The following is a 15042-nucleotide window of genomic DNA, read 5'->3' as shown; positions in this document are numbered from 1 at the left end:
GACTAATATGCTGGACTGGCTGCTACGTTTGGATCTGAGAATGTTTTTCCGTATTAATAATCAGTGGGCGAACTCCTGGTTTGACGCTGTGATGCCCTGGTTAAGGGAGCCTTATCTGTGGGCGCCACTGTACCTGTTCCTGGCGCTGTTTGTGACCATCAATTACAAATGGAAGGGTTTTTTCTGGATTGTGTGCTTTATTGTATGCTTTGGGATTGCCGACCAGACCAGCAGTTTCCTGAAAGATACCGTGGGACGGGTCAGGCCCTGCCGCGACCCGCTATTGAGCCAGTTTGTACGGGTGCTGGTATCTTACTGCCCTGGCAGCGGCAGTTTTACCTCTAACCATGCGGCTAATCATTTTGCGCTGGGTACATTTTGTTTCATAACTTTAAAACCGGCTTTTCGGCGCTTCGTGTGGCTGTTCTTCATCTGGGCCATTGCCATTGGCTATGCGCAGGTGTATGTGGGTGTGCATTATCCCCTGGATATTGCGGGCGGGGCGCTGCTGGGCATTTTGATAGGCTTGTTAGGCGGCGGATTTTTTCAACGCCGTATCAGACTGGAAGCAGCAACAACAACATGAACTGGAGCTATTTGATATTAATATTGGCAGCTACAATTGGCGGCGGGGTCATTCCTATGACCGTTAAGCGCCTGCATCCCAATTTACCTATATACCTCCTGGCCTTTACCGGCGCTTTTCTTTTCGGGATCACTATCATGCACCTGCTGCCTGAAGTGTACCATGAACTGGGGCATGCTGCAGGCATATATATTGTATTGGGCTTTTTCCTGCAGGTATTCCTGCAACAGCTGTCGCATGGCATGGAGCATGGCCATACGCATTTACCGCCTACCCAGGGTCATCATCACCATATACCCGTTACACCGCTGCTGGCAGGATTGTCTATCCATGCTTTTATGGAGGGTATCCCGCTGGGACTGCGGTTTGAGGATCACTCGGCCCTGCCTTCCCTGGCATTGGGCATTGCGGCGCATAAAGTGCCGGAAGCCCTGACGTTGATCACGGTAATGACGCATGCGCACCAGCCGCGGGCGGCTTTATGGCGGATCCTGGCGCTGTTCTCACTGGTAACGCCCCTGGCGGCGGTGCTGGCAGGCTTGCTGGGCAACCAATCCACCATGGTAACCGCATCACTGGTATACCTTACCGCGCTGGTAATCGGCGCATTTTTACATATTTCCACTACTATCTTCTATGAAAGCGGCACCCGGCACCATGAATTGAGCAGGCATAAAATACTTGCATTTGCCGCAGGGATTGTTTTGGCATTTCTTACTTTAATATTTGAATAATTTTTTATTTTTAGCCTTTATATCATGGAAGTCGTCATTATCCTCATCCTGATCCTACTGAATGGAGTTTTCTCAATGTCAGAGATTGCCATGGTTTCCGCACGTAAGGTCAGGTTAGAGCATCAGGCCAACAAAGGCGATGAACAAGCAAAGGCAGCACTAAAACTGGCCAACAACCCGGATAAATTCCTTTCCACCGTTCAAATAGGGATTACACTGATAGGTATTCTGACCGGTATCTACTCCGGCGAGAACCTGAAGTCTGACCTGATGGCATATATCAGCCAGATCGAAACATTCCGTCCGTACAGCAGCGGTATTGCTACCGGCGTGATCGTGATCGTTATCACTTACTTTTCACTGGTACTGGGCGAGCTGGTACCTAAACGCATCGGACTGGCACGGCCGGAGTCTATCGCAAAGACCATGGCGCAGCCTATGACCACCGTGTCGCGCCTTACCTTTCCGTTCATCTGGTTACTGAGCGCCTCTACCAACGTGATCGTGAAGGTCTTCAAGCTCAAGACCTCCGACCAGCAGGTAACGGAAGAGGAGATCAAGGCCATTATCAACGAAGGCACTACCTCGGGAGCCATCGAAGAAACGGAGCAGGAGATCATCGAACGGGTGTTCCACCTGGGCGACCGTAATATCACCTCCCTGATGACCCACCGTACCGACATTGTATGGCTGGACATCACGGAACCGGTGGAGACCTCCAAACGTAAGATCAATAACAGCCTGCACTCCGTTTACCCGGTGTGTGAAGGCCAGATAGACAGTATCAAGGGCATCATATCTATTAAAGATCTGTATGCCGCGGCGGCCGGCAACAATTTTTCGCTGAAGTCGCTCATTCGTAAACCCCTGTTTGTGCCGGAGAACAATACCGCTTACCAGGTGCTGGAAAAGTTCAAGGAAACCCAGGTGCATGCCGCCTTCATCGTGGATGAATATGGCACTTTCCTGGGGATGATCACCCTGAACGACATCCTGGAGGCGATTGTGGGCGATATGCCTGAAACCGGCCAGCCCGAAGACTATGAAATGGTGAAGCGGGACGATGGCAGCTACCTGGTAGACGCACAGATACCTTTCTATGATTTTCTCAGTGAATTTGATAAAGCAGACTGGATGGCCGAATTCGAGCAGGAATTCGACACCCTGGCAGGCTTTATCCTGCACCACCTGGAGCATATCCCCCAAACAGGTGAGAAATTTGAATGGAGAGGATTTACCTTTGAGATTGTTGACATGGATGTTCACCGCATCGACAAAGTGCTGGTAACGACGCCTGAACCGAGAGAGGAGGAAGAATAGTTGTCAGTTATCAGTTGACAGTTGTCAGTGAGCAAACGAATGTCTTCGCAGCAAATACTGACCGCTGACAACTAACAACTGACAACTTTTTTATTACCTTTGTGCGTTTTTACATATAACAATTAATTTAATTTAATTTAAGATAATGATCCTAGTAGGAAGTAAGGCGCTTTCCTTAGATGAAGTATACCGTGTGCTGTTCGGGCACGAAAAGCTGGAGCTGGAAGAAGGGGCTTTACAGCAGGTACGGGATAATTTCCTGTTCCTGCAGCAATTCTCTGCCAAAAAACTGATCTATGGTATCAATACAGGTTTTGGCCCGATGGCCCAATACCGGATACCGGAAGCGGATACACTGCAACTGCAGTACAACCTGATCAGGAGCCACAGCTCCGGCGCGGGGAAATGCCTGGCGCCGCTGCTGACCAAAGGCCTGATGATCGCCCGTTTGAACAGCTTTATGCAGGCGCATTCGGGTGTGCATCCGGAAGTGGTGCTCCTGCTGAAGGACCTGATCAATAAAGACGTATATCCCTGTGTGTTTGAGCACGGCGGCGTAGGCGCCAGCGGCGACCTGGTACAGCTGGCCCACCTGGCGCTGGTGCTGATAGGGGAAGGAGAGGTGCTGTATGAAGATAAGATCCAGCCTACTGCGGAAGTATTTGCCAAATTGGGCCTGCAACCCATGAAAGTGCATATCCGGGAGGGCCTGGCCGTGATCAACGGTACTTCAGCCATGACGGGCGCAGGCCTGGTGAACCTCATCGAAGCCAAAAAGCTGCTGGGCTGGAGCTGCATCCTGTCTTCCATGATCAATGAAATAGTGGAGGCATTTGACGATCACCTGTCCTACGAGCTGAATATCGTGAAAAAGCATGCAGGCCAGAACCGCGTCGCGGAAGTGATGCGCGACATCCTGAAAGACAGCAAAATGGTGCGGCACCGTCCGGACCACCTTTATAAAGAGCTGGAAGAAGAGATCTTTAAAGACAAGGTGCAGGAGTACTACTCCCTGCGCTGCGTGCCGCAGATCCTGGGCCCTGTGTATGATACCCTGCAGCATGCAGAGAAAGTGGTAACGCAGGAGCTGAATTCCGTGAGCGATAATCCCGTGGTGGACCATCATCACAGGAACGTGTTTCATGGCGGTAACTTCCATGGCGACTATATCTCCCTGGAGATGGACAAGCTGAAGATTGCCATCACCCGTTTAAGCATGCTTTCTGAAAGGCAGCTGAACTACCTGATGAACGATAAGCTGAACCACAAGTTCCCGCCCTTTATGAACCTGGGTAAGCTGGGCTTCAATTTCGGGATGCAGGGCGTACAGTTCACCGCTACCTCTACCGTGGCAGAGAACCAGACCCTTTCCTTCCCGATGTATGTGCACAGTATCCCTAACAACAATGATAACCAGGATATTGTGAGCATGGGCTGCAACGCCGCCCTGATGGCGAACCGGGTGATAGAGAATACTTTCGAAGTGCTGTCTATACAGGTAATGACCATGCTGCAGGCAGTGGATTACCTGAATTGCCAGGACAGGCTTTCCAGTTTCTCACAGCGTATCTACCGGGAAGTAAGGGCTATTTTCCCTAAATTTATCGAAGACAGCCCCAAGTATAAGGACCTGCAGAAGATCAAGGAATACCTGGTGGAACAAGTGCCGGTGGAAGTTTAGCTGTTAGCCGCTAGCTATTAGGTACTAGCTAAATGCTAAAAGCTAACGGCCAGCAGCTGTTATTTGAATTGTTACGCAACCTGAATTATATGAATTGTGCTTTAGTAACCGGCGGGTCAAGAGGAATTGGACGGGCGATATGTTTGAAGATGGCTGCCATGGGCTATTATGTGATCATCAACTATAAAGGCAATGCTGCGGCTGCACAGGAAACCCTGGATGGGGTGCGTGCGGCAGGCGGCAACGGAGAGCTGCTGCAATTTGATGTAGGCAGCGAAACGGATGTGCAGCGCGTACTGGGGACCTGGCTGGAAAGCAATAAAGACAAGCAGGTGGAAGTGCTGGTGAATAATGCAGGTATACGGGAAGATAACCTCCTGTTCTGGATGAACAGCAACCAATGGCATAACGTACTGAATACCAGTTTGAACGGCTTCTTCTATGTAACCAAGCAGGTGCTGAACGGCATGCTGCTGAAGCGTTACGGCCGGATCATCAATATCGTTTCATTATCAGGTATCAAAGGTTTGCCCGGGCAGACGAACTATTCGGCTGCCAAGGCGGGTATTATCGGTGCTACCAAGGCCCTGGCCCAGGAAGTAGCTAAAAGAGGCGTAACGGTGAATGCCGTGGCGCCGGGCTATATAAAAACAGACATGACCGCTGAGCTGAATGAAAAGGAGCTGGCCACTATGGTGCCGATGAACCGTTTCGGCACGGCAGAGGAAGTGGCAGATGCGGTGGGCTTCTTTGCATCCAAGGCGTCATCGTATGTAACGGGTGAGGTGCTGTCTGTGAATGGGGGATTATACACGTAATTAACAGCTGTTAGCTGTTAGCCGTTAGCTTTTAGCAATGGCTACTGCTAGTAGCTAAAAGCAAAAAGCTAATAGCTAAGCATATGTCTCGCGTAGTGATAACAGGTATGGGGATCTATTCCTGTATTGGTAAGAACCTGGAGGAAGTAAAGGATTCGCTGTACCACGGAAAGTCCGGTATCATTGTGGACCCGGAAAGGAAGGCGTTCGGCTATCGTTCCGCCCTGACCGGTTATGTACAAAGGCCGGATCTGAAAGGCCTGCTGGACCGCAGGGCGCGCCTCACCATGCCCGAGCAGGCAGAGTTTGCATATATGAGTACCCGTGAGGCCCTGGCCCAATCAGGGATAGACGCGGATTATATTGATCGTACGGAAGTGGGCATCCTGTTTGGCAACGACAGCACGGCCAAACCGGTGGTAGAATCCATGGATATCATACGCGAGAAGAAAGATACGATGCTGGTAGGCTCTGGTTCTGTGTTCCAGACCATGAACTCTACCGTAAATATGAACCTGGCCACCATCTTCAAGCTGAAGGGCATTAACTTCAGCGTGAGCGCGGCCTGCGCCAGCGGCTCGCACGCCATTGGCCTGGGCTATATGTTCATCAAGAATGGTATGCAGGATTGTGTGATCTGCGGAGGCGCCCAGGAGATCAACATGTACGCCATGGGCAATTTTGACGGTATCGCTACTTTCTCTGTACGGGAAGAGGATCCGGCGAAAGCTTCCCGTCCCTTTGACCGCGACCGCGACGGGCTGGTGCCCAGCGGGGGCGCTGCCACCGTGATCCTGGAAAGCCTGGAATCTGCCCAGCGCAGGGGCGCCACCATCCTGGGCGAAGTGCTGGGTTACGGCTTCTCTTCCAATGGTGCGCATATTTCCAACCCCACGGTGGAAGGCCCGGTAAGGTCGCTGCAGATTGCCCTGAAAGATGCAGGCCTGGAGCCGAAAGATATCCCCTACATCAACGCCCATGCTACTTCAACCCCGGCGGGCGATGCCAGTGAAGCCAAAGCCCTTTATGAGGTGTTTGGCGCATCCAGGCCCTATATCAGCTCTACCAAGTCGATGACAGGCCATGAGTGCTGGATGGCCGGAGCCAGCGAGATCGTATACTCCATGCTGATGATGCAGAACAGCTTCATTGCCCCGAATATTAACCTGGAGCACCCCGATGAGGACTCGGCCAAATTAAATATAGCCGGAAGTACCATTAATAAAGATTTTAATATATTTTTGTCTAATTCTTTTGGGTTTGGCGGGACAAATTCTTCCCTGATTGTCCGCAGGTGGGAAGGGAAATAACTGAATATTAACCCCGTTGCTTAAGCGTTGTGCAATAACTTATAATATATTATTAACTTTGGAGCCGATTTACCATAGAAACAATTGGGAAGGCCAGAACTGTTCACATTTTTAATTATTTTTTAATCAACCTTAACCTATACTGGAAGGAGTTACACGAACTATGGACATTAAAGCGATCATACAAACAACGAATGCGTTTTTGGTGGAGGAGTTTGAAGCAGACCCCGCTAAAATTTCGCCTGAGGCGAATTTAAAGTCAACCCTTGAACTGGACAGCCTGGATTACATCGACCTGGTTGTAGTGATAGAGAATAATTTCGGATTTAAAGTAAACCCGGAAGATTTTCAGAGCATCGTCACTTTCCAGGATTTTTACGATTATGTAGCCCATCGTATTAAACAAAAAGAGTTGGTATAATGCCATCGTGGCAGGGGAAATCCAAGGGTAACAAGCTGGGATACCGCATTTTCATCGCATTGTTGCGTTACGGAGGAGTAAGGCCTGCCTATGTATTGCTAAGGTTTGTGGCAGGGTATTATTTTCTTTTCTCCTATAGCTCTTCCAGGCCCATCTTCCATTACTTTCATAAAAAGATAGGATATAACCTTCGCCGTTCGCTGATGGGCGTATACCGGAACTATTACGTATTCGGGCAAACGCTGATAGACAAGATAGTGGTGATGGCCAGCCTCCCCAATCAATTCACTTTCCAGTTTGAGGGCGAACATCATTTACGGGAGCTGGTGGCAGCTGGTAAGGGGGGGATTATGCTGAGCGCCCACCTGGGTAACTGGGAAGTAGCCGGGCACCTGTTCAAACGGTTGCAGACCCGTATCAATATCGTGATGTTCGATGGAGAGCACCAGCGTATCAAAAGCTACCTGGAGGGCGTTACGGGCGAACGGAATGTAAATGTTATTGTAATTAAGGACGATTTATCGCACATTTACGCTATCAACGACGCGCTGAGCAACAATGAGCTGGTATGTATGCATGCAGACCGGTTCATGGAAGGCAATAAGACGGTGAAGATGCGTTTTATGGGCGAAGAAGCGTTATTTCCTGCAGGGCCTTTTCTACTGGCCGCCACCTTCAGGGTACCGGTATCGCTGGTGTTCGCCTTCAAGGAAACCGCCACGCACTACCACCTGTATGCTACCCCGCCGCGTGCATATCACGGGCGCAGGAACCAGGGTGTACAGGAAGCCGTGGCGGAATTTGTAAGCGCCCTGGAGGAAAAAGTGCGGCTGTACCCGGAGCAGTGGTTTAATTACTATGACTTCTGGGAGATAACAGAAACGGGACAAATGCAAGCTACAAAGAGTTAGAGATGTTCATACACACAGACGATATTACGGCATTCATTCCGCAAAGGACCCCCATCGTAATGATCAGCGGGATCCTGGCTGCAGAAGGCAAGACGGTGCGTTCGGGCTTACATATCAGCCCGGACAATATTTTTGTGCAGGATGGTGTGCTGACTCCACCCGGCCTGATGGAGAACATCGCGCAGACGGCCGCCGCCAGGGCGGGATGGCTGGCCTCCCAGGAGAGCAAGCCGATCTCTGTGGGCTATATCGGCGCTGTAAAAGACCTGGAGATCTTTGAATTGCCGCCTGTAGGCGCATTCATAGAAACCGTTGCTGAAATAGGACAACAGGTGTTCAATGCTACCATGGTTACCGGCCAGGTAATGCTGGATGGTAAACTGATCGCGCAATGCGAAATGAAAATATTTATAAACCCCTAATTGCTAAGCTATGAAATCATTTAACAGGCAGAGAAAAATGAGTTTATTACTGTTAGCATCCTTGTTCATTGTTGTTAACAGCCAGGCACAAACCCTGAAAGAATTTTTTACTAACAGCACGCCGCTTACCTACCTGGGCGTGGATTTCACACAGGCAAGAGTGATCGGCGAAGCGGTGACCGACGCCAATGATATACGCGACCGGTTCTATCCCGGTATCAACAATGTGATCATTGCAGAGCCCAAGAAGTATGACCTCGCAGCTGCTTTCCATACGGAGATCAATTCCGACCTGGACGCGGTGAAGAAGCGCAATGCCGCTATCAACCTGGATAATATTAAGTCCGGCAACACTGCCGACTTCAGCAGGCTGAAAACTACAGACATTGACAAGCTGGTGAAAGGATATGATTTCGGCGGCAAGAAAGGCGTTGGCCTGCTGTTCGTGATGGACGGCATGAGCAAGGCGGAAGAGGCGGCCAACGTATATGTAACATTGATAGACATGGGCAGCAAAAAAGTATTGCTGACAGAAAAGATGGAAGGCAAAGCCGGTGGTTTTGGCTTCCGTAACTATTGGGTGCACACTATATACGAAGTGCTGAAGGATATCAGGAAGGGTAAGTACAACGAATGGAAAAAAAAGGCAGCATCTGAACCGGAGGTGCGCAAAGCATAGATCATGGAATTAACTGAGCGGGCAAATATACTGGTGAAGTTCAACGAGGCAGATCCGCTGGGGATCGTGTGGCACGGGCACTATGTACGGTACTTTGAGGATGGAAGGGAAGCTTTCGGCGAGAAATACGGCCTGCGCTACCTGGATATTTTCAAGGAAGGGTATACGGTACCTATCGTTAAAGTAGAATGCAATTATAAGCGCTCGCTCCGTTACGGCGACCGCGTGATAGTGGAAACAAAATATGTGGACACTCCCGCCGCCAAGATCAGGTTTGAATACACCCTGTATAACGCCGCCACTGGTGAGCTGGTTGCGGACGGTTATTCATTGCAGGTTTTCCTGGATACGGAAACTTCCAGCCTGCAACTGACGATCCCTCCTTTTTTCAGGGCGTGGAAGGAACAAATGGGATTGTTATAAATAAGTCGTAAGTGCTTAGTCGTAAGTCGTTAGTGAACTTATGACCGATGACTTACGACTAACGACTTTTGTTTACTATGAGTAATGTGTATGTTATAGCGGATAATATTGTATCGCCACTGGGCCCTACGGCAGCAGCCAACTTTGCTGTTGTTAGCGGCGGCAGCAGTGGTATACGCCTGCATAACGATCCATTGCTATCGCCTGCGCCTTTCTATGCATCTATGTTCTCACCGGAACCAGCGGCAGGATTTACGAAGTTTGAACATTTGCTGATCTCGTCTGTCAGTGATGCATTGTCCCTAAGCGGTATAGATATTACTTCATCACGTACAGCTTTTCTCGTTTCCACCACCAAAGGCAATATCGAGCTGCTGGAACAGCAAGGAGATCATCCGCAGGTGACGGAGCAGATGGAACTGATGGTGACCGCCCGTAAGGTAGCGGATCATTTCCATCATCCGGGCACGCCGCTGGTGATCAGCAATGCCTGTATATCAGGCCTGCTGGCCATCTTAACTGCACAGCGCCTGATCGCTTCCGGGCAGTATGACCATGCTGTGGTGACGGGCGCAGATGTGGTGACGCAGTTTGTACTGTCGGGTTTTCAGTCTTTCCAGGCGGTGAGCCCCGAGCCTTGCCGTCCGTTTGATGCAGACCGCAAAGGCGTAACGCTGGGCGAAGGCGCTGGTACGGTGATCCTCAGCAACAGCGCGGAGCTCGCAGCGGCCGACGCTGTGGTGGTCAAAGCGGGATCTGTGAGCAACGACGCCAACCATATTTCAGGCCCTTCACGTACCGGCGCAGAGCTGGGAATGGCCATGCGACTGGCGATGCTGAACAGTGGCCTTACACCTGAAGATATTGGCTTTGTATCCGCACACGGCACCGCTACCCTCTATAACGACGAGATGGAGGCCAAAGCCCTGCACCTGGCAGGTTTGCAGGATACGCCGGTGAACAGCCTTAAAGGCTATTACGGGCATACCCTTGGCGCAGCCGGATTGATAGAGGCTATTATCGGCATACGCGCATTGCAGCAGCAGGTAGTAATACCTACCCTGGGCTTTGCACAGCTGGGCGTAAGCATGCCGGTGAATGTAATAAAGGTATTGGAACAACGGCCCATGCAGCATTACCTGAAAACCGTATCCGGTTTCGGGGGATGTAATGCGGCCGTGGTGTTTTCTTTAAGAAAAGCTACAAGCTGAGAGCTGCAAGCTACAAGCGCTTACAGCTTGTGGCTTGTAGCTTGCAGCTTTTATTTTCAACAAATTCGGGCTAAAGATATTTATGGAATTTTTCAGTAAAGAAACGAAAACAGCATTGCAGGCAAAGGAAGCTGCCTTACAGCTGGCATTTGCGCCGGTGGCCTTCCAGGCAGCCAGGGCGCTGCGCGACTTTGGCATCCTGAAGCTGATCAGCAAAAGCGGCACCAAAGGAATGACCATCGATGAGATCCTGCAGGAAGTGAAGCTTTCCCGCTACGCGATCAGGGTATTGGTGGAAGCAGGGCTGGGCATGGAATTGCTGGTGGTGAATGAGAAGCGTTATTCGCTTACCAAAACCGGTTACTTTATTGAGCATGATACACTGACCCGTATCAATATGGACTTTGTACAGGGCATTTGCTATAAGGGCATGTACCACCTGCAGGACAGCCTGCGTGAAGGTCGTCCCGCAGGTCTGCAGGAGCTCGGCCCCTGGGAAACCATCTACCCCGGCCTCCCGGTGCTGCCGCCTGAAGTAGGCAAGACCTGGTTTGATTTTGATCATTACTATTCAGACCTGGCCTTTCCACAGGCGCTGGCCGCTGTGTTCAGCAGCAAGCCGCGCACCCTGCTGGATATCGGCGGCAATACCGGTAAATGGACCCTGGCCTGTACGGCGCATGACCCGGAAGTAAAGGTGACGATGTTTGACCTGCCTGGTGAGATCGCCATTGCACAGCGCAGGGTAAAAGAAGCGGGTGTTGCAGACAGGGTATCTTTCCACGAAGCGAATATCCTGGACGAAAGCCTGCCTTTCCCGAAAGGTTTTGACGTGATCTGGATGAGCCAGTTCCTGGATTGCTTTTCAGAGCCGGAGATAGAATCTATCCTGAAACGTTGCCGCGAAGCGCTCACTGAGCATGGCGCTATTTATATACTGGAGCCCTTCTGGAACCGCCAGATGTTTAAATCGGCGGCATTCTGTCTGCAGCAAACCTCGCTGTACTTTACGGCGATGGCCAATGGTAACAGCCAGATGTACCATACAGACGAGTTCTTCCAGTGCATACATAATGCAGGTTTGCAGATAGTGGAAGAGAACAACCAGATGGGACTGAATTATACATTACTGAAATGCGTAAAAGCATAATATAAAAGAGCACAAATGAAAACAGAACAAGTGGATGTACTCGTTATCGGCGCAGGTCCTGCTGGCACTGTGGCCGCATCTATCATTCACAAGGCCGGGTTTAAAGTGAAGATCGTGGAGAAGCAAAAGTTTCCCCGTTTTGTGATCGGCGAAAGTTTGTTGCCCCGCAGTATGGAAGCCCTGCAAGAGGCAGGCTTCATTGATGCCATCAAAGCTAAAGGCTTCCAGGAGAAGTTTGGCGCCAAGTTCGTAAAAGGCAATGCCGTGTGCGACTTTACCTTTAAAGAACAGTACACCGCCGGCTGGACCTGGACCTGGCAGGTGACCCGTGCAGATTTTGATAAAGCCCTGGCAGATACCTGTGAAAGCATGGGCATTCCCATTGCATATGAAACCACTGTAACGAACATACGTTTTAACGGACAGGAGAGTGTTACTACCGTAGAAGATATTAACGGCAATCAACAGGAGATACAGGCCCGCTTCATTGTAGATGGCAGCGGTTATGGCAGGGTAATACCCCGCCTGTTCAACCTGGAGAAATCTTCGAACCTGCAGCCGCGAAGAGCGCTGTTTGCACATACACATGATGTTCGCCGTTCCATGGCCGACGAGCCCAACCGTATCACCGCGGTAACGCATAAGAAAGGCGTATGGATCTGGATCATCCCGTTTTCTACCGGCGTGACCTCCGTAGGTTTTGTAGGCGACCCGGAATTCTTTGCACAATATCCGGGCACGGAGGAGCAGCAATACCGTGCCTTGCTGGAGGCAGAGCCCTTTACCAGGGAGCGCTTCAGGGATGTGGAGCTGGTATTTGAGCCCCGTGTGCTGCAATCCTGGTCGGCCACTACAGATAAATTTTATGGCGATGGCTTTGTGCTTACCGGCAACGTGACCGAATTCCTGGACCCGATCTTTTCATCCGGCGTAACTTTGGCCTGTGTATCCAGCCAAACGGCCGCCAAACTGGTGATCCGCAAGCTGAAGGGAGAAAACGTGGACTGGGAGAAAGAATACATGGAGCCTACCATGCAGGGCGTAAATACTTTCCGCTCTTATGTGATGGCCTGGTATGAAGGTACGCTGGACACTATCTTCTTCAAACCTGATCCGGACCCGAAAGTGAAGCAGCAGATCTGCTCCGTACTGGCAGGTTATGTTTGGGATATGAGCAATCCTTTTGTAGCCAACCACGATACGGCGCTGAAACGCCTGGCCCGGACCATTGAGCTGACTGAAAAAATAAAGGAAGGCAATATTGAGTAAAGGAACCGCATATATTACCGGTCATTGTGTGATCCGCAGCCAGCAGGTATACTGCAACGGCGCATTGTTGTGGCAGGACGAGCCCGCAGCTTCGCTGCAGGAATTCCTGCGCAACGGCTACGACCGCCTTGCCGGGCAATATCCCAAGTTCCATAAAATGGATAACCTCTGTAAGCTGGGATGGCTGGCGGCAGAGGTTTTGCTGCGTGCATCGTCTGCAGAGGACCATCTGCCTGAGCAGGTGGCCCTGGTGCTGAGCAACCGCAGCGCTTCCCTGGATACGGATCTGCGGTATTACCATTCAGTAAAGGATATTCCAAGTCCGGCGCTGTTTGTGTATACGCTGCCTAATATCGTGATCGGGGAAATCTGCATCCGTCATGGTTTTAAAGGCGAGCATGCCTTTTTTATCAGCGAGCGTTTCGATGCAGAACAGGTGGTTTCCTACGCGCAGCTCTTGCTGGATACCGGCGCTGCTACCGCCTGCATTTGCGGCTGGATAGAAGTGATGGATCAGCAGTATGAAGCCGTGTTGTACATGGTGGAGAGAAAGGAAGCGGAAGAGGCTTTAGCCTTCACAGCAGAAAATGTGAAGCGCTTATACCAATAAAGTGTTATTAATAATTATATGGAAAAATTGATGGCCGATCTGAAAGCGCAGATCGTAGAGCAGCTGAACCTGCAGGAAGTAAAACCGGAAGATATAGGGAATGACCAGCCGTTGTTCAAGGAAGGGCTGGGCCTTGACTCTATTGACGCGCTGGAGCTGATCGTGTTGTTACAGCAACATTATCACATCCGTATTGCCAACCCGGAGCAGGGGCCTGAGATCTTCTACTCTGTGCGTTCTATGGCAGAATTCATCACTACGCATCAAAAACAGTAGTAATGAGGGGGAATGTATGGATTGCCGGTGGCGGCGTTATCTGTGGTATAGGGGCTAACCTGCAGGCCTGCCTGGAGGCTTTTGCCCATATGCAGCCCGGCATGCAGGGTATGCAATACCTGCGTTCCATACATCGCGGCGTACTGCCGGTGGCAGAAGTAAAGGAAGATAATGCCAGCCTGGCTGCCAGGGCACGAATGCCGGAGCACATCAGCAGAACGGCTTTGCTGAGCAAAATAGCGGTGGATGAGGCCTGGGCATCCACTGGACTGGGCGCCCGCGGGCAATACAGAGTAGGTTTTGTTTCTGCCAATACCGTTGGCGGGATGGACAAGACGGAAGATTTTTTTGCGTCGTACCTGCAGCATCCGCCATCAGGCGGGCGCTTACAGCAGGTAGTGCACCATGAATGCGGCAGCGTTACAGAGCTGGTGGCTGATGCCATGGGCATCCGTCATCATGTGTCTACTATCAGCACCGCCTGTTCTTCGGGCGCCAATGCACTGATGTACGGATCAAGACTGATCCGCAACAACGTGGTGGATGTGGTGATCGCAGGCGGCACGGATGCGCTGACGCGTTTTACGCTCAATGGCTTTAACACCCTGATGATACTGGACCCCGCAGCCTGTCGTCCCTTTGACGATACCCGTACAGGGCTGAACCTGGGAGAAGGCGCGGGTTATGTAGTGCTGGTGAGCGAGGCTATCGCCGCCACCTTACCCAAAGGGCCCTGGTGCCGTTTAAGCGGTTACGCCAATGCCAACGATGCTTATCATCAAACCGCCTCATCGCCTGATGGTACGGGCAATTACCTGGCTATGAAAGGCGCGCTGGAAATGAGCGGGCTGCAGCCGCAAGATATCGCCTATATTAACCTGCATGGAACCGGTACACAGAATAATGACGACGCAGAAGGCAAAGCCGTACAGCGTTTATTTGCGCCGCATTATCCGGCCATGAGCTCTACCAAATCATTTACCGGTCATACGCTGGGCGCCAGCGGTGGTATAGAAGCGGTATTTGCCGCGCTGGCGGTGCAGGAGGGCATCATCTATCCCAATGCACATTTTACTACCCCCATGAAGGAATGTCCCCTGGTGCCTGCCACCGCTTTTTCGAGCGGCAACCGGATACCACATGTGATGTCCAATTCCTTCGGGTTTGGCGGTAACTGCTCCAGCCTGGTATTTTCAGAGGCCAATTAATTAATAATGAAGA

17 protein-coding genes are annotated in these 15042 nt (G+C 51.0%); all 17 read left to right on the top strand.

The window, feature by feature from the left end; all coding sequences use genetic code 11:
• The first annotated feature begins 7 nt into the window (after window positions 1-7).
• The 17 genes from ACR9Y8_RS10775 to ACR9Y8_RS10695 all read left to right on the top strand — a co-directional run bounded on the left by ACR9Y8_RS10775 (window position 8) and on the right by ACR9Y8_RS10695 (window position 15029).
• Window positions 8-586: a phosphatase PAP2 family protein gene (locus ACR9Y8_RS10775; RefSeq protein ID WP_481213267.1), complete on the top strand. Its 579-nt coding sequence runs from the start codon at window positions 8-10 to the stop codon at window positions 584-586.
• The gene (locus tag ACR9Y8_RS10770) at window positions 583-1320 is read left to right on the top strand and encodes a ZIP family metal transporter (protein WP_481213266.1); all 738 of its coding nucleotides are present in this window, start codon (window positions 583-585) and stop codon (window positions 1318-1320) included. Before ACR9Y8_RS10775 ends, ACR9Y8_RS10770 begins: the two co-directional genes overlap by 4 nt.
• A gap of 24 nt (window positions 1321-1344) precedes the next feature.
• Window positions 1345-2640: a hemolysin family protein gene (locus tag ACR9Y8_RS10765; protein ID WP_481213265.1), complete on the top strand. Its 1296-nt coding sequence runs from the start codon at window positions 1345-1347 to the stop codon at window positions 2638-2640.
• A 145-nt stretch (window positions 2641-2785) separates the two neighbouring features.
• Window positions 2786-4321 (top strand): flexirubin biosynthesis tyrosine ammonia-lyase FlxA, encoded by a 1536-nt coding sequence (gene flxA, locus ACR9Y8_RS10760; RefSeq protein ID WP_481213264.1) that lies wholly within the window; start codon window positions 2786-2788, stop codon window positions 4319-4321.
• Between the two features lie 89 nt (window positions 4322-4410).
• Entirely contained in the window at window positions 4411-5139 is a 729-nt protein-coding gene (flxB, locus tag ACR9Y8_RS10755) for a flexirubin biosynthesis SDR family reductase FlxB (RefSeq protein WP_481213263.1), read from the top strand.
• A gap of 83 nt (window positions 5140-5222) precedes the next feature.
• Entirely contained in the window at window positions 5223-6449 is a 1227-nt protein-coding gene (locus tag ACR9Y8_RS10750) for a beta-ketoacyl-[acyl-carrier-protein] synthase family protein (protein ID WP_481213262.1), read from the top strand.
• Window positions 6450-6612: 163 nt separating this feature from the next.
• Window positions 6613-6870: an acyl carrier protein gene (locus ACR9Y8_RS10745; RefSeq protein WP_481213261.1), complete on the top strand. Its 258-nt coding sequence runs from the start codon at window positions 6613-6615 to the stop codon at window positions 6868-6870.
• Entirely contained in the window at window positions 6870-7781 is a 912-nt protein-coding gene (locus ACR9Y8_RS10740; RefSeq protein WP_481213260.1) for an LpxL/LpxP family acyltransferase, read from the top strand. The genes ACR9Y8_RS10745 and ACR9Y8_RS10740 overlap by 1 nt, the downstream gene beginning before the upstream one ends.
• A 2-nt stretch (window positions 7782-7783) precedes the next feature.
• On the top strand, window positions 7784-8203 hold the full coding sequence (locus ACR9Y8_RS10735; RefSeq protein ID WP_481213259.1) for a hotdog family protein: 420 nt from the start codon (window positions 7784-7786) through the stop codon (window positions 8201-8203).
• A gap of 37 nt (window positions 8204-8240) precedes the next feature.
• Window positions 8241-8882: a hypothetical protein gene (locus ACR9Y8_RS10730; RefSeq protein ID WP_481213258.1), complete on the top strand. Its 642-nt coding sequence runs from the start codon at window positions 8241-8243 to the stop codon at window positions 8880-8882.
• 3 nt (window positions 8883-8885) lie between these two features.
• On the top strand, window positions 8886-9305 hold the full coding sequence (locus ACR9Y8_RS10725; protein WP_481213257.1) for an acyl-CoA thioesterase: 420 nt from the start codon (window positions 8886-8888) through the stop codon (window positions 9303-9305).
• Between the two features lie 77 nt (window positions 9306-9382).
• A complete protein-coding gene (locus ACR9Y8_RS10720; RefSeq protein WP_481213256.1) occupies window positions 9383-10516 on the top strand; it encodes a beta-ketoacyl-[acyl-carrier-protein] synthase family protein in 1134 nt (377 codons plus the stop codon).
• An 82-nt stretch (window positions 10517-10598) separates the two neighbouring features.
• Entirely contained in the window at window positions 10599-11666 is a 1068-nt protein-coding gene (locus ACR9Y8_RS10715; protein ID WP_481213255.1) for a methyltransferase, read from the top strand.
• 15 nt (window positions 11667-11681) lie between these two features.
• Window positions 11682-12935, top strand: coding sequence for an NAD(P)/FAD-dependent oxidoreductase (locus tag ACR9Y8_RS10710; protein WP_481213254.1), 1254 nt, complete (start codon window positions 11682-11684; stop codon window positions 12933-12935).
• A complete protein-coding gene (locus ACR9Y8_RS10705; protein WP_481213253.1) occupies window positions 12928-13545 on the top strand; it encodes a hypothetical protein in 618 nt (205 codons plus the stop codon). Before ACR9Y8_RS10710 ends, ACR9Y8_RS10705 begins: the two co-directional genes overlap by 8 nt.
• Before the next feature lie 18 nt (window positions 13546-13563).
• Window positions 13564-13821: a phosphopantetheine-binding protein gene (locus ACR9Y8_RS10700; RefSeq protein ID WP_481213252.1), complete on the top strand. Its 258-nt coding sequence runs from the start codon at window positions 13564-13566 to the stop codon at window positions 13819-13821.
• Window positions 13822-13823: 2 nt separating this feature from the next.
• A complete protein-coding gene (locus ACR9Y8_RS10695) occupies window positions 13824-15029 on the top strand; it encodes a beta-ketoacyl-[acyl-carrier-protein] synthase family protein (protein ID WP_481213251.1) in 1206 nt (401 codons plus the stop codon).
• Window positions 15030-15042: the final 13 nt, after the last annotated feature.

It is taken from the genome of Chitinophaga sp. SVR4-12A (genome assembly GCF_056754765.1).
This window is presented reverse-complemented; position numbering and strand designations above follow the sequence as displayed.

Coding starts and splice junctions, on each gene's coding strand:
- ACR9Y8_RS10725 (WP_481213257.1), top strand. CDS start 8,886: ATGGAATTAACTGAGCGGGCAAATATACTGGTGAAGTTCAACGAGGCA.
- ACR9Y8_RS10740 (WP_481213260.1), top strand. CDS start 6,870: ATGCCATCGTGGCAGGGGAAATCCAAGGGTAACAAGCTGGGATACCGC.
- ACR9Y8_RS10775 (WP_481213267.1), top strand. CDS start 8: ATGCTGGACTGGCTGCTACGTTTGGATCTGAGAATGTTTTTCCGTATT.
- flxA (WP_481213264.1), top strand. CDS start 2,786: ATGATCCTAGTAGGAAGTAAGGCGCTTTCCTTAGATGAAGTATACCGT.
- ACR9Y8_RS10700 (WP_481213252.1), top strand. CDS start 13,564: ATGGAAAAATTGATGGCCGATCTGAAAGCGCAGATCGTAGAGCAGCTG.
- ACR9Y8_RS10745 (WP_481213261.1), top strand. CDS start 6,613: ATGGACATTAAAGCGATCATACAAACAACGAATGCGTTTTTGGTGGAG.
- ACR9Y8_RS10715 (WP_481213255.1), top strand. CDS start 10,599: ATGGAATTTTTCAGTAAAGAAACGAAAACAGCATTGCAGGCAAAGGAA.
- ACR9Y8_RS10770 (WP_481213266.1), top strand. CDS start 583: ATGAACTGGAGCTATTTGATATTAATATTGGCAGCTACAATTGGCGGC.
- ACR9Y8_RS10730 (WP_481213258.1), top strand. CDS start 8,241: ATGAGTTTATTACTGTTAGCATCCTTGTTCATTGTTGTTAACAGCCAG.
- ACR9Y8_RS10710 (WP_481213254.1), top strand. CDS start 11,682: ATGAAAACAGAACAAGTGGATGTACTCGTTATCGGCGCAGGTCCTGCT.
- ACR9Y8_RS10765 (WP_481213265.1), top strand. CDS start 1,345: ATGGAAGTCGTCATTATCCTCATCCTGATCCTACTGAATGGAGTTTTC.
- flxB (WP_481213263.1), top strand. CDS start 4,411: ATGAATTGTGCTTTAGTAACCGGCGGGTCAAGAGGAATTGGACGGGCG.
- ACR9Y8_RS10735 (WP_481213259.1), top strand. CDS start 7,784: ATGTTCATACACACAGACGATATTACGGCATTCATTCCGCAAAGGACC.
- ACR9Y8_RS10695 (WP_481213251.1), top strand. CDS start 13,824: ATGAGGGGGAATGTATGGATTGCCGGTGGCGGCGTTATCTGTGGTATA.
- ACR9Y8_RS10750 (WP_481213262.1), top strand. CDS start 5,223: ATGTCTCGCGTAGTGATAACAGGTATGGGGATCTATTCCTGTATTGGT.
- ACR9Y8_RS10720 (WP_481213256.1), top strand. CDS start 9,383: ATGAGTAATGTGTATGTTATAGCGGATAATATTGTATCGCCACTGGGC.